Origin of the sequence: Streptomyces odontotermitis (assembly GCF_050510915.1) — a bacterium.
Taxonomy (GTDB): domain Bacteria; phylum Actinomycetota; class Actinomycetes; order Streptomycetales; family Streptomycetaceae; genus Streptomyces.
The window spans coordinates 263362-287890 of sequence record NZ_JBNJLS010000007.1 but is presented as its reverse complement, the minus strand read 5'-3'; the positions used below and the strand labels follow the sequence as shown (position 1 = coordinate 287890).

The 24529-nt window shown below is 73.0% G+C and carries 24 protein-coding genes and 1 pseudogene; 9 read left to right on the top strand and 16 right to left on the bottom strand.

The genetic code is table 11. The features are described from left to right. Window positions 1–17: 17 nt before the first annotated feature. The 5 genes and pseudogenes from ACQB60_RS22255 to ACQB60_RS22235 form a co-directional block, all read right to left on the bottom strand. Window positions 18–398, bottom strand: a complete 381-nt coding sequence (locus ACQB60_RS22255) for a DUF1801 domain-containing protein (protein ID WP_496927813.1) — start codon at window positions 396–398, stop codon at window positions 18–20. A 74-nt stretch (window positions 399–472) separates the two neighbouring features. Beyond that, the gene (locus tag ACQB60_RS22250) at window positions 473–1807 is read right to left on the bottom strand and encodes a threonine synthase (protein ID WP_496927812.1); all 1335 of its coding nucleotides are present in this window, start codon (window positions 1805–1807) and stop codon (window positions 473–475) included. Between the two features lie 29 nt (window positions 1808–1836). Then, window positions 1837–2286, bottom strand: a complete 450-nt coding sequence (locus ACQB60_RS22245) for a universal stress protein (protein ID WP_496927811.1) — start codon at window positions 2284–2286, stop codon at window positions 1837–1839. A 34-nt stretch (window positions 2287–2320) separates the two neighbouring features. After that, window positions 2321–3577: an SLC13 family permease gene (locus ACQB60_RS22240; protein ID WP_496927960.1), complete on the bottom strand. Its 1257-nt coding sequence runs from the start codon at window positions 3575–3577 to the stop codon at window positions 2321–2323. Window positions 3578–3653: 76 nt separating this feature from the next. Further along, window positions 3654–4388: pseudogene (locus ACQB60_RS22235) on the bottom strand (MFS transporter); the annotation flags it as partial. A 198-nt stretch (window positions 4389–4586) separates the two neighbouring features. Between ACQB60_RS22235 and ACQB60_RS22230 the strand changes: the two are divergent. Both ACQB60_RS22230 and ACQB60_RS22225 read left to right on the top strand, forming a co-directional pair. Further along, window positions 4587–4952, top strand: coding sequence for a hypothetical protein (locus ACQB60_RS22230; RefSeq protein ID WP_496927810.1), 366 nt, complete (start codon window positions 4587–4589; stop codon window positions 4950–4952). A gap of 167 nt (window positions 4953–5119) precedes the next feature. Continuing rightward, window positions 5120–5752, top strand: coding sequence for a GNAT family N-acetyltransferase (locus ACQB60_RS22225; RefSeq protein WP_496927809.1), 633 nt, complete (start codon window positions 5120–5122; stop codon window positions 5750–5752). Between the two features lie 75 nt (window positions 5753–5827). Here ACQB60_RS22225 and ACQB60_RS22220 read toward each other — a convergent pair whose 3' ends face one another. From ACQB60_RS22220 to ACQB60_RS22210, 3 genes are all read right to left on the bottom strand, one after another. Then, window positions 5828–6826, bottom strand: coding sequence for an NAD-dependent epimerase/dehydratase family protein (locus tag ACQB60_RS22220; protein ID WP_496927808.1), 999 nt, complete (start codon window positions 6824–6826; stop codon window positions 5828–5830). A 411-nt stretch (window positions 6827–7237) separates the two neighbouring features. Then, window positions 7238–7600 carry a response regulator gene (locus ACQB60_RS22215; RefSeq protein WP_496927807.1) on the bottom strand — a complete coding sequence of 121 codons (363 nt, stop codon included), beginning with the start codon at window positions 7598–7600 and terminating at the stop codon, window positions 7238–7240. Window positions 7601–7662: 62 nt separating this feature from the next. Further along, window positions 7663–8286, bottom strand: a complete 624-nt coding sequence (locus ACQB60_RS22210) for a hypothetical protein (RefSeq protein ID WP_496927806.1) — start codon at window positions 8284–8286, stop codon at window positions 7663–7665. A 312-nt stretch (window positions 8287–8598) separates the two neighbouring features. Between ACQB60_RS22210 and ACQB60_RS22205 the strand changes: the two genes are divergently transcribed. Together ACQB60_RS22205 and ACQB60_RS22200 are read left to right on the top strand one after the other, a co-directional pair. After that, a complete protein-coding gene (locus tag ACQB60_RS22205) occupies window positions 8599–9150 on the top strand; it encodes a universal stress protein (RefSeq protein WP_496927805.1) in 552 nt (183 codons plus the stop codon). 233 nt (window positions 9151–9383) lie between these two features. Next, window positions 9384–11384 carry an ATP-binding protein gene (locus ACQB60_RS22200; RefSeq protein WP_496927804.1) on the top strand — a complete coding sequence of 667 codons (2001 nt, stop codon included), beginning with the start codon at window positions 9384–9386 and terminating at the stop codon, window positions 11382–11384. 21 nt (window positions 11385–11405) lie between these two features. On the opposite strand, the gene ACQB60_RS22195 is transcribed toward ACQB60_RS22200, so the two are convergent. Continuing rightward, entirely contained in the window at window positions 11406–12032 is a 627-nt protein-coding gene (locus tag ACQB60_RS22195) for a DinB family protein (RefSeq protein ID WP_496927803.1), read from the bottom strand. Between the two features lie 200 nt (window positions 12033–12232). On the opposite strand from ACQB60_RS22195, the gene ACQB60_RS22190 reads away from it, so the two are divergent. Beyond that, on the top strand, window positions 12233–12694 hold the full coding sequence (locus tag ACQB60_RS22190; RefSeq protein ID WP_496927802.1) for a pyridoxamine 5'-phosphate oxidase family protein: 462 nt from the start codon (window positions 12233–12235) through the stop codon (window positions 12692–12694). A gap of 18 nt (window positions 12695–12712) precedes the next feature. Here the strand turns inward: ACQB60_RS22190 and ACQB60_RS22185 are convergent, their stop codons facing one another. Then, the gene (locus tag ACQB60_RS22185; RefSeq protein ID WP_496927801.1) at window positions 12713–13690 is read right to left on the bottom strand and encodes an esterase/lipase family protein; all 978 of its coding nucleotides are present in this window, start codon (window positions 13688–13690) and stop codon (window positions 12713–12715) included. A 165-nt stretch (window positions 13691–13855) separates the two neighbouring features. Here ACQB60_RS22185 and ACQB60_RS22180 point away from each other — a divergent pair, with 165 nt between their 5' ends. Continuing rightward, window positions 13856–16441 (top strand): phosphoinositide-specific phospholipase C-related protein, encoded by a 2586-nt coding sequence (locus ACQB60_RS22180; protein WP_496927800.1) that lies wholly within the window; start codon window positions 13856–13858, stop codon window positions 16439–16441. Window positions 16442–16450: 9 nt separating this feature from the next. Here ACQB60_RS22180 and ACQB60_RS22175 read toward each other — a convergent pair whose 3' ends face one another. Further along, window positions 16451–16813, bottom strand: a complete 363-nt coding sequence (locus ACQB60_RS22175) for a winged helix-turn-helix transcriptional regulator (protein ID WP_496927799.1) — start codon at window positions 16811–16813, stop codon at window positions 16451–16453. A gap of 121 nt (window positions 16814–16934) precedes the next feature. Between ACQB60_RS22175 and ACQB60_RS22170 the strand changes: the two genes are divergently transcribed. After that, window positions 16935–17933: an NAD(P)H-dependent flavin oxidoreductase gene (locus ACQB60_RS22170; protein ID WP_496927798.1), complete on the top strand. Its 999-nt coding sequence runs from the start codon at window positions 16935–16937 to the stop codon at window positions 17931–17933. A gap of 78 nt (window positions 17934–18011) precedes the next feature. Here ACQB60_RS22170 and ACQB60_RS22165 read toward each other — a convergent pair whose 3' ends face one another. Next, window positions 18012–18452 carry a peptidase inhibitor family I36 protein gene (locus ACQB60_RS22165; RefSeq protein WP_496927797.1) on the bottom strand — a complete coding sequence of 147 codons (441 nt, stop codon included), beginning with the start codon at window positions 18450–18452 and terminating at the stop codon, window positions 18012–18014. Window positions 18453–18544: 92 nt separating this feature from the next. Between ACQB60_RS22165 and ACQB60_RS22160 the strand changes: the two genes are divergently transcribed. After that, on the top strand, window positions 18545–18835 hold the full coding sequence (locus ACQB60_RS22160; protein ID WP_496927796.1) for a hypothetical protein: 291 nt from the start codon (window positions 18545–18547) through the stop codon (window positions 18833–18835). A gap of 41 nt (window positions 18836–18876) precedes the next feature. Beyond that, window positions 18877–18978, top strand: a complete 102-nt coding sequence (locus ACQB60_RS22155; protein WP_496927795.1) for a GNAT family N-acetyltransferase — start codon at window positions 18877–18879, stop codon at window positions 18976–18978. A gap of 708 nt (window positions 18979–19686) precedes the next feature. Here the strand turns inward: ACQB60_RS22155 and ACQB60_RS22150 are convergent. The 4 genes from ACQB60_RS22150 to ACQB60_RS22135 all read right to left on the bottom strand — a co-directional run bounded on the left by ACQB60_RS22150 (window position 19687) and on the right by ACQB60_RS22135 (window position 24359). Beyond that, the gene (locus ACQB60_RS22150) at window positions 19687–21063 is read right to left on the bottom strand and encodes a GH1 family beta-glucosidase (protein ID WP_496927794.1); all 1377 of its coding nucleotides are present in this window, start codon (window positions 21061–21063) and stop codon (window positions 19687–19689) included. A 74-nt stretch (window positions 21064–21137) separates the two neighbouring features. Then, a complete protein-coding gene (locus tag ACQB60_RS22145; RefSeq protein WP_496927793.1) occupies window positions 21138–22025 on the bottom strand; it encodes a carbohydrate ABC transporter permease in 888 nt (295 codons plus the stop codon). Further along, on the bottom strand, window positions 22018–23028 hold the full coding sequence (locus ACQB60_RS22140; protein WP_496927792.1) for a carbohydrate ABC transporter permease: 1011 nt from the start codon (window positions 23026–23028) through the stop codon (window positions 22018–22020). The genes ACQB60_RS22145 and ACQB60_RS22140 overlap by 8 nt, the downstream gene beginning before the upstream one ends. A gap of 11 nt (window positions 23029–23039) precedes the next feature. Further along, entirely contained in the window at window positions 23040–24359 is a 1320-nt protein-coding gene (locus ACQB60_RS22135; protein WP_496927791.1) for an ABC transporter substrate-binding protein, read from the bottom strand. Window positions 24360–24529 lie beyond the last annotated feature (170 nt).

The following is a 24529-nucleotide window of genomic DNA, read 5'->3' as shown; positions in this document are numbered from 1 at the left end:
CGCCCGGCACCTCCCGCTCAGGCCCGGACCCAGCGCCCGACCAGGCCGAGGAAGGCCGCCTCGTGGGCCCGGACATCGGCCAGGTCCTTGAACGTGACCACGGCGCGGTCGCTGGAGCGCCACTTCATCAGTCCGGTGTCGTCGGGGAAGACGAACTCCGCGTCGCCGTCCTTCACCTTGGCGCCCCGGTGGAAGATGAGCTGGACGTCCTTGGCCTTCAGCTGGAACGTGACCCGGTCGACGCCGTCGCGGCAGAAGCTGGGTGCGTTCCACTTCACCTGCTCGGTGAGGCCGGGTTCCGCTTTCAGGATGGCGGCGCGCAGATACGCGACGGCTTCCTTCTGCGGGTGCTCGACCGTCTCCATGAACCGGTCGACCTTCGGGTTCTGGTTCGTCATGGTGCCGTGGCCCTCACAGTGGCGTGGTCGGCATGCCTCGTGGTGCGGACGACATGCCTCAGAAACTGGACATTTCACCCTAGCCCCGCCGCCCGCAGCCGCCCCCGCACCCCCTCCCAGCTCGGCTCCACGGGCTCGGAGGTGCGCGTCCCGACGGCGCGGTCCTTGAAGCCGCTCGACGTGGCGACGCACACCACCGGACCTTCGAGGTCCACGAGCGGGCTGCCCGACGCGCCGCGCACGCTCCGGAGCCCCGCCAGGCCCGCCGCCCCCGAGAGTTCCGTCCACAGCCCCTGGCGCGCCAACTCCCCCTGGGCCGCATACATCTGACGGTCACTCACCAGCACCCCACGGCCGCCGCTCTCGCGGACCGCGAGGACGCCGCGGTAGCTGCCCACGGGGCAGTCGATGCCGTACGCGTCGGTGGGGCCGACCTCGACACGGGCGGCCGGGGTGCCGTCGCGCAGGGCCGCGGTGAGGGGGCCGCCCGCCGCGGGCTCGCAGGCGTAGAGGCGCGGGACGCGGTCCGTGACGCCGAGGCGGCGCAGTTCGGCGAAGCCCTTCCAGACGCCGAAGAGCATCTCTCCGTAGCCGGTGGGCACGAACACGGCCGCGGGGACGCCGAGTTCGCCGACGATCTCGTAGGCGATGGTCTTGTAGCCCTCGGGGCCGAAGGGGTGCCCGGTGTGCGCGGGCTCGGTCTGGTTGGAGACGGGATGCAGGCCGAGGCGGTCCACCAGTTCGCGCAGCAGCGGCCAGCGGGTGTGCGTCGGGACGGGGAGCACCACCGCCCCGTACGCATGGAGGAAGGAGTCGACCGCGGGCGGGAGGTCCGGCGAGGTCAGGACCACGCAGCGGAGCCCGGCGCGGGCGGCGTACGCGGCGGCGGACGCCCCGTGGTTGCCGGAGGAGGCGACCACGATCCCCGGGGCGCCGACGCCCACGGCCGCGCTGACCGTGCAGCGGTTGAGCCGGTCCTTGTGGCTCCATGTGGGGTTGCGGGACTCGTCCTTGATGTGGATGCCGTCGCCGAGGTCGATCAGCGGGGTGCCGCCCTCGCCGAGGCCGGGGGCCAGGAGCGGCGGGAGGAGCTGCTGCCAGCGGTCGTGGCCCCGGCCCTCGACCCTGCTCCCGCTCCCGCTCCCGCTCCCGCTCCCGGCGGCGACGGTGCCGGGGCGGCCGAAGACGTCCGTGTCGGCCTTCTCGTACGCGTAGTCCACGTCGAGCGGGTACGCCATCGTGGCGGTGCTCGTGACGGGGCAGCCCGCGGTGAGCGGCGGCCAGAGCGGGAAGCGGGACTCGGGGTCGCCGAGGGAGCGCTGGCGGGTGGCGAGGGAAGCGGTGGTGGAGTCCGTCGATTTCGTCGAGTACGTCGGGGGCGTCGGGGGCGTCGCGTCTGTCGAGGTCACGCCTGGGGAGCCTACGGGGGCCACCGGCCCTACGGAGCCGTGGGCCACACCAGCAGGACGGGGCAGGGGGCGTGGTCGACGACGAAGCGGGTGGGTGGGGCGAGGCTGCGGGGGCCGGGGTGGGCGGCGTCGCCGTCGCGGGCGCAGATGAGCAGGTCGGCGTTCTCGGCGGCGAGCACGACCTGTTGTTCGGGGCGGCCGTGCAGGACGAGGTGGCGGGCGGGGCGGCCGAGGCGCTGTTCGGCGCGGGCGAGGAGGTCGTCGGCCGCCGTCGCGGAGAGGTGCTCGACACGGGTGCCGGGGTCGCGGTCGGGGTGGCCGCGGCCGAGGAGTCCGGCGAACGCGCCGTGCGCGGCCTCGGCCGCCAGGTCGTCGGTGAGGTGCAGGAGGACCAGGTCGGTGTCGGCGGCGGCGCGGGCGCGGGCCGCGTCGACGCAGGCGGGCCAGGTGCCCTCGGTGATCCAGATGATGACGCTCATGGGTGCGGTCGGCCTCCGGTGCTCATGAGTGCGGTCAGCCTCCGATGGTGTGCAGGGCCGCCCACAGCGCGGTGGTGGACGCGACCAGTGTGGCGGGAACGGTCAGCAGTCCGAGGCGGGTGAAGTCGCCGAGCGCGGGCGCGTCGTCGTGCTCGTGCAGGATGCGCCGCCACAGCAGGGTCGCGAGGGAACCGACGTACGTCAGGTTCGGGCCGAGGTTGACGCCGATGAGGACGGCGAGCACCGGGCCGGGCCCGCCGGCGGCGGCGACCGGCAGCAGGGCGAGGACGGCGGGCAGGTTGTTGATGAGGTTCGCCAGGGCCGCGGCGAGCGCGGTGGCGGCGAGCAGCGCCAGGAAGGAGTCCCCGTCGGGCAGGGCGTGGCCGATCGCGGTGCCGAGGCCGTTGTCGACCACGGCCTTGACGACGATGCCGAGTGCCAGCACGAACAGACAGAACGGCAGCCCCGCCGCGGTGACGAGCGCGCGCGGCGTGGTCCGGCGCCGGGCGAGGGCGCGGACGGCGAGGACGAGCGCGCCACCGAGGGCCGCCCAGGCGGGGTCGACCCCCGCGAACGACGTCACCACGAACCCGCCGAGCGTCAGGCACAGCACGGCGACGGTGAAGACGGGGAGTCGGGGGCGGCCGACGGCGGGCTTCTGCGGCACGCTCACGGACAGATCGGTACGGAAGAAGCGGCGGAAGACGGCGTACTCGACGGCGATGGCGGCCAGCCACGGCAACGCCATCAGCGCCGCGAAGCGGGTGAAGGAGAGACCGCTGGCGGCGAGGGCGAGGAGGTTGGTGAGGTTGGAGACGGGCAGCAGCAGCGACGCGGAGTTGGCCAGGTGCGCGGTGGCGTACACGTGCGGCCGGGCCCGCACCCCGGCTCGCGCGGCCGTCGCGAAGACGACCGGGGTGAGCAGCACGACCGTCGCGTCGAGGCTGAGCACGGCCGTGATGACGGCGGCGACGGCGAACACCCCGCCGAGCAGCCGCCGCGGGCTGCCCCCGCACACCCGCGCGACGGCGTCGCCCGCCGCCGCGAACAGGCCGTCGTCGTCGCAGAGTTGGGCGAGCACCAGGACGGCGGCGAGGAAGCCGACCACGGGCAGGAGGTCGCGGGTCTGCTGCCACGCCTCGTCCGGCGACACCGCGCCGAGGCCGACCAGGAGGCCCGCCGCCGGCACCGCCGCCACCGCCTCCGGCAGTCCCCGTGGGCGGACGACGGCGAAGCCGAGCACTCCCGCCAGCAGTACGGCCGACACGATCTCGGCGGCGACGGTACTCAGGGCCTGCCTCCCGGTGGCGCGCGGTCCCGGCCGGACCCTGCTGTCCGCCGTGTCACCGCCGGTGACGCACGTGCGGTCACCTGCGCACATTCTCCGTTACGGAGGTGTGGTCGTCGTTACGGGCACGAGGGCCGGGGCCGGGTGTGCGGTCGGGGATGGTCAGCGTGATCGCGGCGGCGAGGAGGGCGACGCCGCAGCCGATCAGCATGCCGGTGCGGAAGGCGTCCTCGGAGGGCAGGCGCACGGGGCCGGCGGCCACGGTCATCTGGGAGAGGACCACGCCGACGAGGGCCGCGGAGACCGAGGTGCCGATGGAGCGCATCAGGGTGTTGAAGCTGTTGGCGGCGGCCGTCTCCGACTTCGGGACCGCACCCATGATGAGGGCGGGCATGGCGCCGCAGGCGAGACCGACGCCGCCGTTGATCACCATCATCACGGCCATCGGCGTCCACTCGGAGCCCATCATCCCGACGGACAGGCCGTAGCCCGCGGAGATGACGAGCCAGCCGAGGAACAGGGTGGCCTTCGGCCCGTACGTGGTGGTGAGCTTCCCGCCGAGCGGGGCGCCGCTCGGCCATCCCCAGTCGGCGCCCTTCGACACCGCGAGCAGCAGCGACACGAGCCCCGTGCCCAGGCCGACGGCTCCGACGTGGTCGAAGCCTCCGCGGGCCGCGCGCGGTGGCTCGGTGTCGGGGACGGCCACGCGGATCAGGACGGCCACCGCCGGGCTGAGCGCGCCGGACACCCAGAACAGCACGCGCCAGCTGCCGTAGCCGGCGATCGCCGAGGCGAACGGCAGGCCGAGCGCACCGGGAGCACGGCGCCTTCCCCCGGCGCATGCCGCGCACGCCCCTTCCGCGACGCGCCTTCACCCCATCCGGCTGTTTGCCCGCCGACAGCCCGGTCCGCGCCCTCCGAGCCCACAACACTCGACAGGGACAAGGGTGTTGGGGGCGGGGATGCCCACGGCTCCCTCTCGGCGCGAGCGACAAGCGACAGGGGAACGACCATGGCCAAGCGATCACGGCAGACGGCTGCGGCACTGCGGCGACGGCTCGGCGGCCCGCTCATGGCGGCGGCCTCGGCGCTGCTGCTGGTGGCTGCGGTGCCGACCAGCGCACACGCGGCCAGCGGCCAACTCACGTACATCCGGGCCGACACCGGCACGGTGGACGCCTTCTTCAACCCGCCGAACGACGTCTGCCTCCAGATCCCCGGCGGTGCGGTGCGCCTCGGCAACGACACCGACGCGACGGTCTTCGTCTACCCGGACCCCTCGTGCAGTCAGGGCTGGGACCTGGTGGGCGTGGGCGCGCAGTGGGACGCGCCCACCGGGACGGCCGCGCAGAGCGTGCGTCTCGGCTCCACCGGCTGACGGACCGGGCGGACGCGCCAGCCCGCTGAGCCCCTCACAGCAGGTACCTCTCCGGCGCCACGGAGAGGTACCCGTGACGAACGGAGAGGTACCTGTGACGAACCGAGCCCGCCGTAATAAGCTCAGCCCAACTGAGACTATTACGCACGCGATGCTTGGGGGACTGGATGGATCGAGAACTCGTCGAGATCTGGGCGGCGGGCTGGGCGCTTTCGCGGGCGACACCGCGACCGGTGGCGCACCCATGGGGCTGGTACATCGAGGTGGGCAAGCCGGCCCAGGCGGGGCGGCACGTGGTGGCCGAGGCCCGGGAGCCGCTGGTGCGCGCGGCGGCCGCCTCGGTCACGGTGCCGCACACCTGGCTGAAGGTGCCCGCGGAGCCGGTGGACGTCGAGCCGTGGCTGCCCGAGGGGTGGATCGTCGACAAGGAGGACACCGGGCACTTGATGGCCGTGGACCTGCGGACGACGCACCCGGCGGCGCCCGAGGGCTACACGGTGTCGGCGGAGACCCGGGCCGGGGTCACGTACGTCCGCGTGCACGACCGGGCCGGGGAGCTCGCCGCGAAGGGGCAGATGGCGGTGGTCGGCGGGGCGACGGTCGTGGACCAGGTGGAGACGTCACCCGCCCATCGCCGCCGGGGACTTGGCGGCCTGGTGATGCGCACGCTGGCCGACCGGGCCGTGGCCGAGGGGGCGGCGGTCGGCGTTCTGGGCGCGACGGACGAGGGGCGGGCGCTGTACGAGTCGCTGGGGTGGACGTGGCGGGCGCGGCTCACGGCGTGCGTGTACCGGCCGTGAGGGTCCCCTGAAGGCGAGCCACGTCAGGAGACCCCCTGGAGACGAGCCGTGGGGCCGGTAAGGGGAGTGAGGGGCTCAGTCGGCCAACTGGCCCAGGGCTTCCAGCAGTTCACGCTCCCGGCCGGCGCTGAGCCCCGCGCGCCGGGCCCGGTCCAGGCCCTGTTCGCGCTCCCAGCGCACGGTGTCGGCCAGCAGTTCCGCGCGCGGCCTGTGGCGCAGCCCCGTGGCGTGCGCCGCGGCGCCGCTGCGGGCCGACCACCCTTCCCAGCCGGGCTCGACCACCCACATCGGCAGCGACTCCTCGCCCATGTACTCGGCGACGCCCTGCGCGAGCAGCCACGCGGAGCCGGCGGCGACCACGGGGCCGGTGTGCCCGCCCGCCTCGCGGGACAGCCGGAGCCACTCCTCGAACGGCACGACGGGACCGACGGCGTTGTACGTGCCTGCGGTGCCCCGCTCCGCGCAGTCGAGCAGCCAGGCGGCGAGGTCGCGCACGTCAATGGCCTGGGTCGGCAGGGTCGGCGCGTCGGGGACCAGCAGGGGCTCGTGCGGAGCGCGTGCGGAGCGGGCCGCCCAGTAGCCGGAGCGTCCGCTGCCGTCTCCCGGACCGCCGATGAGCCCGGCGCGCGCGACGAGGAGGCGCTCGCCGACGGCGCCCTGGGATGCCTGCTCGCAGGCGGACTTGGCCTCGCCGTACAGCTCGCGGTCGACCTCGTCGCCGTCGGCCGGAGGGAGCAGCGCCGCCGACTCGTCCGCGCCCGGCTCGGCGTGGGAGGCGTAGGCGCTGACGGAGGACACGTACGTCCAGTGCCGGGCCCGGTCGCCGAGGGCCGCCAACGCCCCCCGTACGAAACCGGGTTGCCAGGACACCTCGACGACGGCGTCCCAGGTGCGGTCGAGGAGCGGCTCGTACGCCGCGTGCTCGCGCCGGTCGGCGGCGACGAGCCGCGCCCCGTCCGCGACCCGTCCGCTCTCGCCCCGGGCCAGACACGTCACGCGGTGCCCGCGCGCGATCGCCTGCCGCGACACCTCCCGGCCCAGCCAGGCCGTCCCTCCGAGAACCAAGATCTCCATGGGGCCACCCAAGCAGGTGGGCGGCCCGGCTGCCCAGGGGCTTAGCCGACAGCAGACACCCGCTCACGGCAGGACCCTGCTCGCCACCCCGTGGTGCTTGCCCAGCTGACGGGTCCGCTCGAATCCATGGCTTTCGAAGAGTGACACCCTGCCGTTGTGCAGGAACGGCGCGGCGACGCGCCGACCCGCGGCGTCTTCGGGCTCTCGGACCGGTTCCGCTCCGGCGTCCTCCCCCGCCCCACGCCCTCGGCGTGAAAGGCCATGCACCAGCATCCGCCCCACACGCCGTTGTCGGCCTCGACGAGCCGTGACAAGTCGGGCCAGGTCGTCGCGTCGAGCGGGCGTACGTCGTAGCGCACAGCGAAGCGCTCGTCCGCGTGCCGATCGGAGTTCGCCGGATTCCGCCATGCCTCAGCGTGAACGATGACGGGCGAGTGCCGCCAGGGTTCGGGCCAGCCCGCCCGGCCGCTCGTCCGGAGCGAGCACCGCACCGCTCTGCCGGCACACGGTCCCGAGGACCCGCCCGCCCTCGTGCACCACCAGGTCGACGGGGGGATCGAGGTGGCGGGCCTGGTGGATGAACGCGGCCGCGTCGCCGGAGAAGCGGGCGCTGAGGTCGATCACCAGGACGTCGGGGAGCAGGGTGCGGGCGCGGGCCAGGGCGAGGCCGCCGTCGTAGGTGTGGGAGACGACGGACAGCTCGGGGACGCCCTCGATCTGGGCGATCAGCTCGCTCGCCCGCGATGTTCCGGCGAGTACCAGGACGGTCAGCACTCCCCCATTGTCGAAGGGGTCATCCCGCCGCGCACGTGTGGGCCGTCCGTGCCGGTGGCGGCTCAGTGCGACGGGGTGCGTGCCGCGTCGCGGCGTGCCGTGGGAACCTCCGTGCCGCCGGGGGCGGTTGGGGCGGGCAGGCGCAGGGTGTACAAGGTGTCGGCGCCGTCGGGGACCGCCGCCGCGTACGGCACTCCGAGGTCCGTCACCGCCCGGCGCACGGCGGTGTCGTCGAGGGCCGCGCACACCCGTAGCGTGCGGCAGCCGGACTCGTGCGCGGTCTCGGCGAGTGCGGCGAGCAGCACGCCGAGCAGGCCGCGGTCCCGCCAGGCCGCCGCGGCCAGCAGAATCGCGTCGCCGCCGCCGTTCCCGTCCTGGGCCAGCGAGGCCCAGCCGACCGGGCGCCGTCCGGGCGCCACGGCCAGCACACCGCGCCCGGCCCGCGAGCCCAGCAGCCGGGGCAGCGCCGCACGGTCGGGGAACCCGGAGCGGGGCCGTGGCGGGAGCGGGGCGCACAGGGCGTGCAGGGCGGCGATGGCGCGCAGGTCGCGGAGGGTGGCGGGGCGCAGCAGGGCACGAGGGCCGCCGGGCAGGGCGACGGTGCGGCGGCGGCGCCGGGTCCGCCGGATCGCGGTGGCGGCCCGGGAGGTTCGGGATACCCGGGAGGGAAGATCACTTTCAGGCATGTGACGCACCGTACCTGCTTCATCACGCAACGTAGTTGATGCCGGTGTCGGCTCCTCTGGTGAGGTCCACGTCGTTCAGACGGTGATGCGGTACGGGCGGATGCACAACCACCCTGTCGGTGTGGGCTGCACCTCCGGGCGAGGGATGCGTGCCGCTCGCCCGGCGACGCTGACGGCGGCCGGATCCGCAGCCCCGACACCCCGTCAGAAGCGCGCCAAGAAGCACCCCGCGGACTGTCCGGATCCCGGCCACGGGGCGTCAGATGGAGACACCACACACGGTGGGCCACACGTACGAGGAGCGATCGACCCATGCCCGATTCCGGTGCCCTGAAGGCGGACCGCGTCGTCGTGGGCGTGAGCGGTTCGCCGGGCAGTCTGACGGCCCTGCACCGGGCCGCCGACGAGGCCCGCTGCCGCGGCGCCCGGCTGTGGATCGTGCGCGCCTGGGAGCCGCCCGGCGGCGAGCTGAGCCACCGCCGCTCCCCCGTCCCGGCCGACCTCCTCGAACACTGCAGGCGGCTCGCCGGGCAGGAGCTGATCACCGTCGTGGAGACGGTCTTCGGCCCGCACGGGCCCGGCGTCCCGCTGCACGCCTCACTGGCGCGCGGCCGCGCCGCCCCCGCCCTGGTGGAGGTCGCCGACCGCGCCACCGACGTCCTCGTGGTCGGCGCGGGCCGCCGCGGCCGCCTGCACCGCGCGCTCACCCCGTCGGTCACCCGCTACTGCCTGGCCCACGCCGGCTGCCCGGTCCTCGCGGTCCCGCCGTCCCCGCTGGAGTCCGAGCTCGCGGCCGTCCACCGCCGCAACACCTGGCGGCTGCGCCTGGACGCGCACGAGCTGACCGGTGAGCCTCGGCCCTGACACCCGTCAACTTCGATCAGGGACCGCACTGTTGTTGACGTCGTGAAGACCTCACTGGCGTCCGGTCGTTACCCCGGACAGACTGGTGGGCAGCGCGGGCGGGAGCCTGGCGGCGGGGAGGGGACGCTGTGCCGAACAGGACCGCACATCATGGAGGACGACGGCCGGGGAACCTGCCGCCGGAGAGCACAAGTTTCCTCGGCCGGAGGCATGAACTGCAGCTGCTGCGGGGCGTGTTGGCGCGCCCGGCCACCGATGTCTTCGAGGACCGGCTGCTCACCCTCACCGGCGCGGGCGGCATCGGCAAGACCCGCCTCGCGCTGCGCGCCGCCCGGCAGGCCCAGGCCGCGTTCCCCGACGGCGTCTGGGTCACCGAGCTGTCCCCGCTGCACGACCCCGGCCTCGTCGGGCTCGCCGTGATGGAGACCCTGGGCCTGGCCGACCAGTCCACCAAGGACGTCGTGCCCACGATCGCCGACTGGCTCAACGGGCGCAGGCTGCTCCTGGTCCTCGACTCCTGCGAACACGTGCTGCCCGGCTGCGTCGCCATGCTGCGCGAGCTGCTCGCCGACGCGCCGGGGCTGCGCGTCCTGGCCACCAGCCGGCAGCCCCTCGGCGTCGGCGGCGAGCAGCGCATCGACGTCGACCCGCTGCCCGTGACCGGGGAACACGCCGTGGCTGCACGGCTGTTCGCCGAGCGGGCCGCGGCCGCCACGCCCGGCTTCCGCCTCGACGCGCGCAACAAGACCGCCGTACGGGCCATCTGCCGCCGCCTCGACGGCGTCCCCCTCGCCATCGAACTGGCCGCCGCCCAGCTCACCGACCTGTCCGTGGAGGTCCTGCGCGAACGGCTCGGCGAGCGGCTGCCCTCCCGCCTCGACCTGCTCACCTCGCCGGGCGACTGCACCCCGCCGCGCCACCAGGCCCTGCGCACCACCATCGGCTGGAGCCACGAGCTGTGCGAGCCGCTGGAGCGGCTGCTGTGGGCGCGCCTGTCGGTCTTCGCCGGCAGCTTCGACCTGGAGGGCGCCGAGCGGGTGTGCACGGGCGGCCCGCTGCCCCGGCAGCGGATCGTGACGCTGCTGGCCCAGCTCATCGACAAGTCCGTCGTACGCCGCGACGCGCGCGACTGGAACCGCTTCCGGATGCTCGACACGGTCCGCGAGTACGGCGCCGACTGGCTGCGCGCCCTCGGCGAGGAACGCCGACTCCGTCTGCGGCACCGGGACTTCTACCGGGACCTGGCCCGGCGGGGGTGCACCGAGTGGAACACCGGCAGCCAGGTCCTGTGGTGCGAGCGGGTGGTGGCCGAGCACAGCAACATGCGCGCTGCCGTCGACTTCGCGCTCGCCGAGCCGGACCCGCCGGCGGCCTTCGACATCGCGGCCTACACCGGCTTCCTGTGGCGGCACTGCGGCTATCTGCGCGACGCCCGCGCGATCCTGGAGCCCGTGCTCACCGTCGACGGCGAGCCGGGCCCGGTGCGCACCCTCGCTCTGTGGAGCCTGGCCGCGACCGTCATCCTCCAGGGCGACCGGGAGGCGGCGGCGCTGTGGGTGGGCCTGTGCGTCCAGGCGGCCGCCGAGGACGGCGACCCCACGGTGATCGACGCCGCCAAGTACGTGGAGGCGGGCGAACTGGCCGTGAGCGGACGCCTGGAGCGGGCCGTCGAGGTCTTCATGGCGGGGCAGCGGCTGCCGGTGCGCTCCGACTGGTGCGGGGCGGCGATGCTGCAGCGCCGGGCCGCCCTCGGCTTCGCGTATCTGATGATGGGCGAGCACGAGCGCGTCCTGGCCGTCTGCGAACAGGTCCTGCCGGACTGCGAACGCACCGGGGAGCACTGGGTGAGCGCCTACGTGAAGGGCTTCCTGGCGCAGAGCACCCTGGCACTCGGCGACGCGGTGGAGGCCGAGCGCAGGGCCCGCGAGGCCGCCGCCGGGCACAGCGTCGTGCACAACGTGCACGGCGTGGCGATGGCCCTCGACACCCTGGCCGGCTCCCTCCTCGTCCAGGGCGCCGCCGAACAGGCCGCCCTCCTGCTCGCCGTCACCCACCGCATCTGGCAGCTCACCGGCAAGGCCCAGATGAACTCCCCCCAACTCAAGGCGCTGCGGCGCACGTTGGAGGAGGACGCCCGCACGGCCCTGGGCGACGGCGCCTACGAGGCGGCGTACCGGGAGGGGCTCGGAATGACGTACGAGGAGGCGCTCGCGTACGTGACGACGACGCGCTGACGCGGGGCGAGGCCGGGCCCCTCACGCATCGCGCCCGGCCGGCCCGGCCACCTCAGCCTCCTCGGCCTCCTCGGCCTCCTTCGCCGCCCGCTCCACCCGCTCGCGGTGGCCCGCCCACCACGCCGCGTCGCCCGTGGCCATGTTGTCGCCGTTCACCCTCAACCCCGTTGCCCTGTCGATGAGTTCACGCACCACGTCGGCGTGCCCGGCGTGCCGGTCCGTCTCGGCGATCATGTGGACGAGGACGCGGTGCAGCGTCACCTCGCGCCCCTCCTCCCCCAGCGGCAGCCTTCCCACCGCGTCGAGCGGGAGCGCCTCGATCGTCGCGTCCGCGTGGGCCCAGGCCGTGCGGTATCCCTCGACGATCTGCTCGCGCGACTCGTCGGGGGTCGCCCACAGGTCCGCGTTGGGCTCGGCGGCGCCGATGATCCACAGCGGCGGCCCGTCGAAGGGCCGCCCGAAGGTCGCGCCGAAGTACAGCGCCTCGGCGCCGGTCGCGTGCTTGACCAGGCCCAGCAGGTTGGTACCGGTCGGCGTCAGGGGGCGGCGGATGTCGTACTCGGAGAGCCCCTCCAGCTTCCAGAGCAGGGCGTCGCGGGCGTCCTGGAGGTAGAGGCGGAGGTCGGCCTTGGGGTCTGTCGGGATCATGGACGGAGCCTGCCAGACACATGATCGTTGTCCACCGGGTTTTCCGGGCTCCAGGAAACCCCGGACCTCGACCTCAGCCGCGACCTGGGCCTCGACCTCGACAGACTTCCTGGCCCCCTCGCCCCCTCGCCCCCTCGTCCCTGCGACCTACGCCCTCCGCCCGAGGCGCACGGTGATCAGCCGCGTTAGCGTCCACCACCATGACCACGCACCCCGCCCCGCCGCGCGACCCACACCGACGCAAGCACGACGTCCTCAAGAGGCTGCGTGAGGAGTTGGACATCTGGGTCGCCTCGGCCGACGCCGAGGGGGTGCCGTGTCTGGTGCCGCTCTGGTTCGTGTGGCACGACGACGCGCTCTGGCTCGCCACCCGCCCGACCAATCCGACCGGCCGCAACCTCGCGTCCGGGGGCCGGACCCGGCTCGCCCTCGGTCACACCCGCGACGTCGTCCTCATCGACGGGACCGTGGACACCTTCCCGTCCGCCGAGGTGCCGACCCCGGCAGCGGAGGCGTTCAGGGACCGCACGGGATGGGATCCGCGCGCCCACGGAACGTCGTACGCGTACTTCAGGGTCGTCCCGCAGGCCGTGCAGGCATGGCACGAGGAGCACGAGCTGCGGGGCCGTCATCTGATGCGGGACGGGACGTGGACCGTCTGAGCGGGGCGCCCTCGCGGCTCAGCAGCGCGGGCGCTCGGTGTGGGACGGGTCGAGGGCGTTGAGGGCGAGGCGGGTGACCACGCGGTCCTCGGCCAACTCGCTGTGCGGGGTGGCGTGGTGGGGGCAGACGTCCTGGATGGTGATGTTGTCGACGTCCGGGCCCTTGAGGAACGCGTCGCGGTAGTTGTTGAGGATGTTGTCGACCTTGGTGGCGAGCACCGTGTAGCTCACGCCGGGCTGGGTCTCGGAGCCCTCGTTGAGCCGCTTCAGGAACGCGGAGCCCGCGACCTGGTCGCCGCAGGCGGGGCACGGCACGCGCAGGATGTCGCCCACGCCCACCAGCTTGAGCACCCAGTCCAGGAAGCTCCTGAGCTGCGGCTGTTCGCCGAGGAGGCCGTCGAGCAGGGTGCTGCTGAGCGTGCCGTGGTTGGTCGGCGCGATGCCCACCAGGCGGTGTACCTTGGCGGCGCCGCCCTCGAACTTCATGTACTGGCGCGGCATCACGCCACCCTGGGAGAAGCCGACGACGTCGACCTTCTCGGACCCGGTGGCGGCGAGGACGCCGTCAACGAAGGTCTTGAGCTGCTTCGCCGACTTGGCGATGGGCCCGACGCCTCCGGTCCAGAGCGAGAGGATGCTGTCGTTGCGGCCGTAGTCGAGCGCGAAGACGCAGTATCCCGCGGCCTTGTAGGTGGGAGCCTGCTTGGCCCAGACGGCACCGGTGGAGATCGTGCCGTGGACCAGGACGACGGGGCGGGGGTGGGCCGCCGAGGGCTTGCAGAACCAGTCGTTGACGCCGGGGAGGTTGGGTGTCGCGAGCATCTTCGCGGCGAGGACGGGGTCGCTCGACGCGGCCGGGGCGGGGCGAGGGGCCTCGGTGGCTTGGGCGGCCTGGACGGCCTGGACGGCTTGGACGGCTTGGACGGCCGGGGCCTGGAGAGCCAGGAGCGTGGTGGCCGCGGCGAGCGCGGTCAGGATGCGGTGGGGCCCGTGCATGTGTCCTCCGAGGGGGCGTCGTAACCACGGGCAAACTCCCCTGCTCGCGCCGCCCGCTACACCCGTGGTGGTCCATCCGGCGTACGGATGCGCGGCGGGGCGTGCGTGGCCTGGGTGTTCAACCTCGATGTGGCGGCGGGTCCCCGCGCACCGGATGATCGTCGGGTGAGCCGGGACAGTCGGGTGCGTCGCGCGAGCGGCGGCGAGGCGGAGGGCGCGGGCGGGCCGGGGGCGTGGGGGCGGCCGTCGTGGTGGCGGCTGCCGTGGTTGCGGCTGCCGACGGGGCGGGCTGCGTCCTGGCTGCGTGTGCGGGGGCGGGAGGCGGCGTCTTGGGTGCGGGCGCGGGGGCAGGGGCTTGCCTCGTGGCTGCGGGCACGGGGGCAGGGTCCTGCCTCTTGGCTGCGGGCCCGGGTGCAAGGACCCGCCTCCTGGCTGCGCAGGCCGGGGCAAGGACCCGCCTCCTCACTCCGCACGCAGGGGCAGGAATCCTCCCCTTCGCTGCGCACGCCCGGGCAAGGACCCGCCTCCTCGCTGCGCGCACGGCGGCAAGGGCTCACGTCCCGGCTGCGGGCACGTGCGCGGCGGCCTGTGTCCTGGCTGCGGCCGACGGCCTGGGTGGTCCTCGCCCTGTCGGCCCTCGTGCTCGTCCTCGCGGGCTGTGCGCGCGCAACTCTCGTCAACCGGGCCTACTACCAGGACGTCCTGGACGAGCAGGACGCCTACGAGCGGCTCTACGACGAGGTCCTGGTCGACCCGGCGACGGCGCGCGTCACCCGGGACCTGCTGGGGCGGCTCCCGGTGCCCGCGGCGCAGGTGACGGCGAACCTCAAGAACGTGCTGCCGCCCGCCACCCTGCGCACCCTCGTCGACGAGCAGATCGGCCACGCCGTCGCCTACCTGCGCGGCGAGGAGCCCCGGCTGAGCCTCACGGTCGACCTGCGTCCCGTCCTGACGAACATCGGCAGCTTCGCCGGGATCTACCTGGGCGACCTGGTGGCCTCGGCGCAGGGGCGGCAGTCCGCCGACTTCCCCGCCTTCACCCGGGACCTGTCGGCGGCGCTCGGCGACATCGCCCAGGGCCGCCGCCCCGCGAACCTGCCGGAGCTGCGCCTGGACCGCGACACCGCGCACCGGGCGACGGACTGGCTCATGGGACCCGTACCGGAGGACCGGCGGGCGGAGTTGCGCCCGCAGGTGGAGGCGGCGCTCGGCACCGGGGACGCGGCCTCGGCCCTGGCGGCCGTGGGCCCGTACGCGCTCGGCGGCAAGGGAGAGGCCGCCGCTGACCTCTCGGACCTCACGGACGACGGGCACTGGAACGTGCTGCCGGACCTGGAGGCCGCGGGCGTCGACCTGGGGGCGGCCCAACAGGCCCGGTTCTTCACCCGGTTGACCCTGGGATGGGTGCAGGGCGGTGCCGTCCTGCTCGGGCTCGCGGCGGCCGCGGCCCTCGCCTTCACCGGGGGCGCCTCGTGGCCGGTGCGACTGCGCCGGGTGGGGGCGGCCCTTGCGGTCGGCGGTGCGCTCGCCGCCCTGGTTTTCGCCGTGGCGGACGGGCAGGTGGGCGACTTGATGGTGCGTCCGCCCGAGAACTGGCCGCCGTCGCTGCGGAGTCTGCTCGACGACGTGCAGCACGGGGCCGCCGACGCGCTCCTCAGGGTGGGCCTGATCACGGCGGCGCTGCCGCTGCTCGCCGGGCTCGTCCTGGTCGGGGCCTCTTGGGCGTACGAGAAGGCGGTGGCCCGGCGCGCGGAGCTCCGGCCGCGGACGCGGCGGCGCAGGGCGGTGGTCGGGGCCGCGGGCGGCGCCCTGGTGGCGGCCGCGCTCGCGGGCACGGTGCTGGCGCCGATGGTGGCGGGCAAGGAGGCCCGCGAACTGTGTCTCGGCTCGGCGTCGCTGTGCGACAAGCGCTACGACGAGGTCGCCTATCTGGCCACGCACAACGCGATGTCGACGACGGCGGACCGGTTCATCGGACCGCTCCAGGACCCGGACATCACCGCCCAGCTGGACGCCGGAGCCCGCGGTCTCCTCATCGACACGACGACGTGGGAGACCCCCGACGAGGTGGCCGAACGCCTCCAACTGGCCGACTTTCCCCCGGACATGAAGGAACAGATCTCCCTCCTCATCGAGCGGGCCAACCCGCCGCGCCCCGGCCTGTGGCTGTGCCACGCCGTGTGCAGGGCCGGTGCGATCCCTCTCGTGGAGACCCTGCGCTCGATCGGCGCCTGGCTGGACGCACACCCCGGCGAGGTCGTCACGCTCATCGTCCAGGACGCCATCGACGGCGAGCAGACCCGCACGGCGTTCCGCCAAGCGGGCCTGGAGCGGCTCGTGTTCACCCCGGACGCCGACCCCGACCGCCCCTGGCCGAAGCTCGGCGACATGATCAGCTCCGGCCGCCGCCTGGTGGTCCTCGCCGAACAGGCCGACGGCCCGGCACCCTGGTACCGGAACTTCTACCGCTACGGCATGGAGACCCCCTTCTCCTACGCCTCCCCCCAGCAGATGACCTGCGTCCCGCACCGCGGCGGCACCGGCAAACGCCTCTTCCTGCTCAACCACTTCATCACCGACAAGGGCGGCAGCCGCCTGGACGCCGCCGTGGTCAACCAGCGCCCCTTCATCGTGGACCGCGCCCACCGCTGCGCGCGGGAGCGCGGCCGCCCGGTGAACTTCATCGCCGTGGACTTCGCCACGATCGGCGATGCGCGGGGCGCCGTGGACGCCCTCAACAAGGAGCGCTGAAAGGGGACTTCACTCGCCGGCGGGTGCATCCTCGGAGGCGTGCTCGGCCAGTTCCGCGGCCCAGGCCGTGGACCAGTCGACGAGAGGGTCGAGTGCCGCGCGGGCCTGGCGGCCCAGGGGGGTGAGGGTGTAGTGGCCGTCGGGGGTCTGGTGCACCAGGCGTGCCTCGGTCAGTTCGACGAGGCGTTGGCGCAGCACGCTGGAGGACATGTCGCCGCACTGGTGGCGCAGGGCGCGGAAGCCCAGGGCACCCTCGCGCAGTTCCCACACCACGCGCAGGCTCCAGCGCCGGCCGAACAGGTCGAGCGCGGCCATGAGCGGGCGTCCGGTGGTCGAGCCGCGTACCGGCCGTCCTGGTGTCGGTGTGGCCATCGTGCTCCTCCCGCGCTGCCGTGGGCTCGCACCCCTGGTGTTTCGGATTCCGAAACATTAGCATCACAGGTTGTTTCGGAATCCGAACCGCAGTGTGTGGGACTCGTACGAGGAGGACGGCATGACGACCTTGATCACGCCTCTGTGCCGGCAGCTGGGCATCCAAGTACCCCTGGTGCAGGCGCCCATCGGGTCCGCCGTCACCCCGGAGCTGGTGGCCGCGGTCGCCGGGGCGGGCGGGCTCGGCACCCTCGCGCTGACCTGGGTCACCGCCGAGGAGGCCGTGCGCCGGATCCGGGAGGTGCGGCGGCTGACGCCGGGGCCCTTCGCCGTGAATCTCGTGCTGGACTTCCCCGTTGATGAGCTGCTGGATGTCTGCCTGGCGGAGGGCGTGCCGGTCGTCTCGACGTTCTGGGGTGACCCCGGGGACGTCAACGGCCGTGTGCACGCGGCCGGTTCGCTGCACGTCCACACGGTCGGTTCCGTCGCCGAGGCCGAACGCGCCGCCGCCGCGGGCGTCGACGTCATCGTGGCCCAGGGGTGCGAGGCGGGCGGGCACGTCCGCGGGGAGACCTCCACGATGGCGCTCGTGCCCGCGGTCGTGGACGCCGTGCACCCGGTGCCCGTCATCGCCGCCGGAGGCATCGCCGACGGGCGCGGACTCGCCGCCGCACTGGCCCTCGGGGCCCAGGGCGCATGGCTGGGCACCCGCTTCCTCACCGCCGCCGAGGCCGCCACGCACGACGTCTACCGGCAGGCCGTGATCCAGGCGGCGCCCCAGGACGCGGTGCACACGCGGTGCTTCGACGGCGGCTGGCCCGACGCCCCGCACCGCGCGCTGCGCAACTCCACGCTCCGCGCCTGGGAGGCCGCGGGCCGCCCCGCCGTGCCGCACCGCCCCGGCGAAGGAGCCGTGCTCGCCCGCGACGCCGACGGGCGCGGCTGGTCGCGCTACACCGACATGGTCCCCGTACCCGGCATGACCGGTGAGGTGGAAGCCCTCGCCCTCTACGCGGGGCAGAGCGCCGGGCTTGTCCGCGACGTCGCTCCCGCCGGGCGCATCGTCGCGGACATCGCCGCCGGTGCCGCCGCCGTCGTGGGACGTACCCGCACGCCCTGAGGGGCGCGCGGGCCACGGCAGCATGGAGAACTCAACGTCCCCTGACCGTCCAGGACCTCAGCCCTCAACCTTCAGCCGTCAGCCGATGCCCGTGCTGGTCGTGGCGGAACCCTCCACCGCACCACCCCCTGCGGGCTCCATGTCGCAGGACGAGACCCATCGGTGAGAGGCCCCCATGTCATTGGCGGCGGCGTCCTGCGGGACCTCCTGCCCGGGGGCGAGGCACATGGTCACCCGGCCAGTGAAGTCGGGCCCCTCGTAGATCATCACGTGGTCCTTCACTCCGGGCCCGGAGGCCGCGCGGTTCACCCAGGAGGAGTCCTGGTGGAGCAGACCCTCGTCCCAGTCGGAGTCATCCGCGTCGTAATCGATCCTCGTACCGCCGAAGTCCGGTTCGGTCCAGACACAGAAGGAGCCGGACGGGCAGTCGGCCGGTGCGGCTTCCGCAGCCGTCGACGCAGCCAGGGTGGCGCCAAGGGCGAGAGCGGTCGTGGAGATGATGGCAGTCAGTCGCTTCACCGCCGGAGTTGTACTCGGTGTGGCACGCCTGCAGCCAGCAGCAACGATGCTTGGGCACCCAGTTGGGGGCAACTTTCACCCTCGTCCCCACCGTGACGCAGCGCGGCCGGGGCACGGTCAAGGTCTTCGCGTACAGCCACCAGCCCGGCCTCCTCGACCACGCCGCCGAGCCGGCCGGGAAGCTCGCCGCCGCGCACGACGTGGCCGTCGCCCGCGTCGTGCACCCGCTCGGCCCCGAGGCAGCGCCTCGCGGCGGGGGCAGATTCCAGCTGTGGGACTTCACCGCCCACCTCTGCCCGGACCCCGGCAGCCCGGTGCACTCGTGCACCGACTGGCCTTCCTCCGCGCACAGACACAGGCCGGCCGCTGCGGCCCCGTCCTGACCACCGCCCTGGACGGCCGCATCGTCGGCGCCATCGGCCCCATGGAGATCCGCCCCGACACCCTCGGCTTCCCCCGACCCATGCCCCAGTGCTTCGCCGTCCTCCCCGAAGCCCGCGGCAGGGGCCTCGGGCGGCTGCTGTGACGCGCGGCCATGCACTGGTGCCCGTCGCACGGAGCCGCCTACCAAGACAGCACAACCGGGGTGATCTAGGTGGGCGGCGGGTAAGGCACCTTGCCGATGCCAGTGTGAGGCGGGATGCTCGGGGGCGGCTTCCGCCAATCCTTGAGCTTTTCCTGCCGCCAGACACCACCTCGGCAAACCAAGGTCAGCGCTGGGTGCCGCTCTGCCTGCCACTCACCCTCGTCCACGCATGCCTCGCCCTTCCGGGGCGAGATCCTCCAGACCCAGAGGCCGCCGATGCTGTCGACGCATCGCAACGGTGACCCCTTGCGCGTCACTCCATAGTCGTGCCCTCCACATGAGGGGTTGCGCCAGCCACCCTCGGGGTTCCGCTCAGGAGTCATGGTCACGGTGGGCGGCGGACTGGGCGAAGAGGGCTTGGGGCACAAGGTCGACGTGGGTGTCGGAGCAGGTTCGGAGCCCGCCCAGAAGCACACCATTCCTCCCGCCCCGCTACTCGGGGCCGAGTTCGTCGGCTCTGCGGATTCGCGGCCACAAGCAGTGGCCAGCAGCGCCACGCCGATGCCGAAAAGGACGCCCACCACGCCCGGCTGCTTCATGGCCCCTCAGATTAGAGAGCTTGGGGAAGGAGCGACCAGTGCACATTCGGCAACGCTGCGAGCGTGCGTGCCAAAAGCAGCCGGGCAGGCGGGACTTGGTGGAGACGACCTACGCCGCCCGCCGCGCCAGCGCCCCGTGCCGCCGCACGAGGTCCGCGTACCGGTGGCCGCTGCCCTTGATGGTGCGGCGCTGGGTCGCGTAGTCCACGTGGACGAGGCCGAAGCGCTTGTCGTAGCCGTAGGCCCACTCGAAGTTGTCGAGCAGCGACCAGGCGAAGTACCCGGCGAGCGGGGCGCCTTGGCGGGTCGCGCGGGCGCAGGCGGCGAGGTGGCGTTCGAGGTAGTCCGCGCGTTCGGGGTCGTCGACGGTGCCGTCGGCCCGTACGAGATCGGGGTAGGCCGAGCCGTTCTCGGTGACATACAGCTTGCGGGCGCCGTAGTCGTGGGTGAGGCGGAGCAGGAGGGTCTCGATGCCGGTGGCGTCGATCTCCCAGTCCATGGCGGTGCGGGGGACGTCGGGGACGCGGACGTCGCGGGTGTGGGGCGCGGGTCCGTCGGGGTCGTCGGCGACCGTGGCCGGGAAGTAGTAGTTGAGGCCGAGCCAGTCGAGGGGTGCGGCGATTGTCTCCATGTCGCCTTGTCGCTCCGGAAGTTCGACGCCGTAGACGTCCTGCATGTCGGCGGGGAAGCCGCGGCCGTGGACGGGGTCGAGCCACCAGCGGTTGGTGTGGCCGTCCGCGCGGCGGGCGGCGGCGACGTCCTCGGGGCGGTCGGTGGCGGGCCGGATGGTGGAGAGGTTGTTGACGATGCCCACCTCGGCGCCGGGCGCGGCCGCGCGGACGGCCTGGGCGGCGAGGCCGTGGCCGAGCAGCAGGTGGTACGAGGCGCGTACGGCGGCGGTGAGATCGGTGAGGCCGGGCGCCATCCGGCCTTCGAGGTGGCCGATCCAGGCGGAGCACAGGGGTTCGTTGAGCGTGGCCCAGTGGGTGACGCGGTCGCCCAGGCGCTCGGCGACGACGGCGGCGTACGCGGCGAAGTGCTCGGCCGTGTCCCGGACGGGCCAGCCGCCGCGGTCCTGGAGGACCTGGGGCAGGTCCCAGTGGTAGAGGGTGACGGACGGGGTGATGCCCGCGGCGAGCAGCGCGTCGATCAACTGGTCGTAGAAGGCGAGGCCCTTGGCGTTGACCTCGCCGTCGCCGCCGGGCACGACGCGCGGCCAGGCGACGGACAACCGGTAGGCGTTGGCGCCCAGTCGGCGCATCAGGCCGATGTCCTCGCGCCAGCGGTGGTAGTGGTCGCAGGCGTCGTCGCCGTGGTCGTGGCCCGCGATCTTTCCGGGGGTGTGCGAGAAGGTGTCCCAGATGGAGGGCGAGCGGCCGTCCTCGGCGACGGCTCCCTCGATCTGGTAGGCGGAGGTGGCCGTGCCCCACAGGAAGTCGTGCGGGAGGGCGGCGAGGTCGATGGCGTCGGCGTCGGCGTCGGTCACAGATGTCCCTTCGGGGAGGGGGGAGTCGGGGCTGCGGGGCGGGCGGTGGGTGCGGGCCGTGCGGGCCGTGCGGCTCACTTCACGGCGCCTGCCGTCAGGCTCGCGACGAGGTAGCGCTGGAGCAGCAGGAATCCGGCGACCACGGGCACGCTGACGACGAGCGACGCCGCCATGATCTGGTTCCAGTAGACGTCGTTCTGCGTGGAGTAGCCCTGGAGGCCGATGGCGACCGTGCGGGTCGTGTCATTGGTCATGACCGAGGCGAAGAGGACCTCGCCCCAGGCCGTCATGAAGGCGTAGACGGCGACGGCCACGATGCCGGGGATCGCCGCCGGGACGACGACGCGGAACAGCGCGCCGAGCGGCCCGCAGCCGTCGACCAGCGCCGCCTCGTCGAGGTCGCGCGGCACCGAGTCGAAGTAGCCGATGAGCATCCAGATGGAGAACGGCAGCGAGAAGGTGAGGTAGGTGAGGATGAGCCCGGCACGGGAGCCGAACAGGGCGATGCCGGTGGCGTTGCCGATGTTCACGTAGAGCAGGAAGAGCGGCAGCAGGAAGAGGATGCCGGGGAACATCTGCGTGGACAGGACGGTGACGGTGAAGACGCGCTTGCCGCGGAAGCGGTAGCGGCTCACCGCGTAGGCCGCGAACACCGCGATGACGACCGAGCAGACGGTCGCCGCGCCCGCCACGATCAGCGAGTTCACGAAGTACTTGGCGAGCGGGACGGTCTTCCAGATGTCGAGGTAGGGGCGCACGGTCAGCCCGCTCGGCACCCACCGGAAGCGGTCCGTGACGTCCTCCAGCGGCTTCAGCGAGCTCGACACCATCACGAACACCGGCAGTAGCACGAAGCCGGTGAGCAGGGTGAGGAAGATCCGCCGCGACCAGAGGAAGGAGCGGGGCGCCGCCATCGGGGAGCGGCTCGCGCCGGGCGACGGGGCACGGCTCGTGCTAGCCATCGGTGGCCTTCCTTCCTCGCGACCCTCGCGACGTGACCAGCAGGTAGGCGCCCGTGACCAGGAGCAGGAAGAGCAGGAGCAGCACGGACATGGCGGAGCCGGTGCCGAAGTTCCAGGTGACGAACGACGACTGGTAGATGTGGATCGAGATGAGGTCGGCCGCCTCGGGCGCCGACTTGCCGAACAGGATGAACGGCGTGTTGAAGTCGTTGAAGGTCCACAGGAACAGCACCAGGACCAGGACCTGGTTGACGGGGCGCAGCGACGGCAGCGTGATGCGGCGCACCTGCTGCCAGACGCCCGCGCCGTCGAGCGCCGCGGCCTCGTACATCTCCCTCGGGATGTTCTGCAGGCCCGCCATGACGATGAGGAAGGCGAACGGCCACCCCTTCCACACGGAGACGGTGAGCAGCGCGACGAAGCTGTTGTCGCCGATCAGCCAGAACGTGGGCCGGTCGGTGAGGCCCAGCTGGTCGTGCAGGACGTGGTTGATGAGGCCGTTGTCGTGCTGGAACATGAACACCCAGGTGATCACCGCGGCGTAGACCGGCAGCGCGTACGGGATCAGGAAGATCGCCCGCAGCAGGCCGCGGCCGCGGAACGTCTCCTGCATGAAGACCGCCGCCGCGGTGCCGATCAGCCAGCACAGGCCGACCGACAGGACGGTGAAGACGCAGGTGACGAGGAAGGACGTGAGCAGCGCCTCGCCGACCGGCGACGAGAAGTCCACGCTCATGCGGTAGTTGTCGAGGCCGGACCAGGGCGCGGCGCCCCAGTCGCGGATGAAGAACTGGGTGAGCTCTTTGAAGCTCATGAAGATGCCGACGACGATCGGCACCAGGTGGACGAGGAGTTCGAGCAGCAGCGCGGGCAGGAGCAGCAGATACGGCAGCGAGAGGCGGCGCAGTCTCCCGGGGCGGCGCGGGCCGCGCCCCGCCCCGAGGACGTCCTGCAGGGCCGGTGCCTCGGGCGCCGCACCGTCGCGCTCCAGCGTCGGGGTCATCGGCGCGTCACTCACTGCTTGGCCATCTGCTGCTCGGCCTCGGCGAGTTCGGCCTTGACGGCGCCGGTGGACACCTCCTGGCCGTCGGCCGCCTTCGCGAAGAGGTTCTTCACGGCGGTGCCCACGGCGGTCTCGAACTGCGACTCGGCGGCGACCTGCGGCAGGGGTGCGGCGCTCTTGGCGAGGGTGTCGCGCAGCACTTTCAGTTCGGGGCGGGCGAAGGCGGGGTCGGACTGCGCGGCGGTGACCGGCGGCACGGACCCGTACGCCTTGCAGAGGATCTTCTGCTCGGCGTCGCTGGTCATGAACTTCACGAACTTCGTGGCGCCGTCGACGTTGTCGGTGTTCTTGAACACGGCGATGTTGATGCCGGCGACCATGGAGTTGGTGCTGCGTCCGGCGCCGGGGGTGCCGGAGGCGACGGGCACCGGGGCGACGCCCCAGTTGCCGTCCTTCATGCCCTGCGACTGGAAGGTGGTGGCGGCCGCCTGCCACAGCACCATGGCCGTCTTGCCCTTGGAGAAGTCGCTCAGGGACTGGTTCTGCGCGTACTCGGCGTTGCCCGGGGCGACGATCTTGTTCTTGCCCATGAAGTCGACGTACTGCTTGACCGCGGCGACCGCGCCGTCCGAGGTGAAGTCCGGCTTGCCGTCGGCGGTGAACCAGTCGGCGCCGTGCTGCTTGGCGAGGACGAAGACCTGGTGGATGTTGTTGGACAGGTTCGAACCCTCGGCGCCGAGCGCCCACTTGCCGCCCTTGGAGATCTTCTTGCCGTCGGCGACGAGCTCGTCCCAGGTCGCGGGCGGCTCGGTGATGCCCGCGTCCTTGAACATCTTCTTGTTGTAGTAGAGCGCGTAGGCCAGGGAGTACAGCGGCACCGCGGCCGGGTCCTTGCCCTCGGCCCCGGCCGAGGCGAGCGTGGCGGGCACGAAGCGGTCCTTGCCGCCGATCTTGGCGAGGCTCTTCGCGTCCCAGGGCATGAGGGCCCCGGTCGCCTGGAGCGAGGCGCTCCAGGTGTTGCCGATGTTCAGGACGTCCGGGCCCTGGCCCGAAGTGGCCGCCGTCATGATGCGGTTGAGCAGCTCCGACCAGGGGACGACCTCCAGCTTGACCTTGATCCCGGTCTGCTTCTCGAACTTGTCGAGCTCGGGGCGGAGGATCTTCTTGTCCGCCGCGAGGTTCGGCCCCTGGTTCGAGGCCCAGTACGTCAGGGTCTTGGGCGAGTCGTTGGAACCGCCGCCACTCGCCGTTGACCCGCCGCCGCAGGCGGTCGCGGCAAGGACGAGCGAGAGGGCAGCGGCACCTGCGGCCGCGACGCGGATTCTGCTCATGGCTCCTGAAGTCCCTTGTCCGGCGGGGGTCATGAGAGCGCGGGCCCACACCCTGCGGCGCACTGAGGCGCCTTCACCTTCTGAACGCTCTCATGACTTAATTTAGGACGTGAGTTAAACCGCAAGGAAGGGTAACGTCAAGGCATCACGCAGGAGTTGATGCCAGGCAG

What these genes read in the sequence shown, in the direction of transcription:
- ACQB60_RS22255 (WP_496927813.1), bottom strand. Translation starts at nt 398, where the DNA reads ATGACGAACCAGAACCCGAAGGTCGACCGGTTCATGGAGACGGTCGAG.
- ACQB60_RS22245 (WP_496927811.1), bottom strand. Translation starts at nt 2,286, where the DNA reads ATGAGCGTCATCATCTGGATCACCGAGGGCACCTGGCCCGCCTGCGTC.
- ACQB60_RS22230 (WP_496927810.1), top strand. Translation starts at nt 4,587, where the DNA reads ATGGCCAAGCGATCACGGCAGACGGCTGCGGCACTGCGGCGACGGCTC.
- ACQB60_RS22225 (WP_496927809.1), top strand. Translation starts at nt 5,120, where the DNA reads ATGGATCGAGAACTCGTCGAGATCTGGGCGGCGGGCTGGGCGCTTTCG.
- ACQB60_RS22220 (WP_496927808.1), bottom strand. Translation starts at nt 6,826, where the DNA reads ATGGAGATCTTGGTTCTCGGAGGGACGGCCTGGCTGGGCCGGGAGGTG.
- ACQB60_RS22210 (WP_496927806.1), bottom strand. Translation starts at nt 8,286, where the DNA reads ATGCCTGAAAGTGATCTTCCCTCCCGGGTATCCCGAACCTCCCGGGCC.
- ACQB60_RS22205 (WP_496927805.1), top strand. Translation starts at nt 8,599, where the DNA reads ATGCCCGATTCCGGTGCCCTGAAGGCGGACCGCGTCGTCGTGGGCGTG.
- ACQB60_RS22195 (WP_496927803.1), bottom strand. Translation starts at nt 12,032, where the DNA reads ATGATCCCGACAGACCCCAAGGCCGACCTCCGCCTCTACCTCCAGGAC.
- ACQB60_RS22190 (WP_496927802.1), top strand. Translation starts at nt 12,233, where the DNA reads ATGACCACGCACCCCGCCCCGCCGCGCGACCCACACCGACGCAAGCAC.
- ACQB60_RS22185 (WP_496927801.1), bottom strand. Translation starts at nt 13,690, where the DNA reads ATGCACGGGCCCCACCGCATCCTGACCGCGCTCGCCGCGGCCACCACG.
- ACQB60_RS22175 (WP_496927799.1), bottom strand. Translation starts at nt 16,813, where the DNA reads ATGGCCACACCGACACCAGGACGGCCGGTACGCGGCTCGACCACCGGA.
- ACQB60_RS22170 (WP_496927798.1), top strand. Translation starts at nt 16,935, where the DNA reads ATGACGACCTTGATCACGCCTCTGTGCCGGCAGCTGGGCATCCAAGTA.
- ACQB60_RS22155 (WP_496927795.1), top strand. Translation starts at nt 18,877, where the DNA reads ATGGAGATCCGCCCCGACACCCTCGGCTTCCCCCGACCCATGCCCCAG.
- ACQB60_RS22145 (WP_496927793.1), bottom strand. Translation starts at nt 22,025, where the DNA reads ATGGCTAGCACGAGCCGTGCCCCGTCGCCCGGCGCGAGCCGCTCCCCG.
- ACQB60_RS22140 (WP_496927792.1), bottom strand. Translation starts at nt 23,028, where the DNA reads ATGACCCCGACGCTGGAGCGCGACGGTGCGGCGCCCGAGGCACCGGCC.
- ACQB60_RS22135 (WP_496927791.1), bottom strand. Translation starts at nt 24,359, where the DNA reads ATGAGCAGAATCCGCGTCGCGGCCGCAGGTGCCGCTGCCCTCTCGCTC.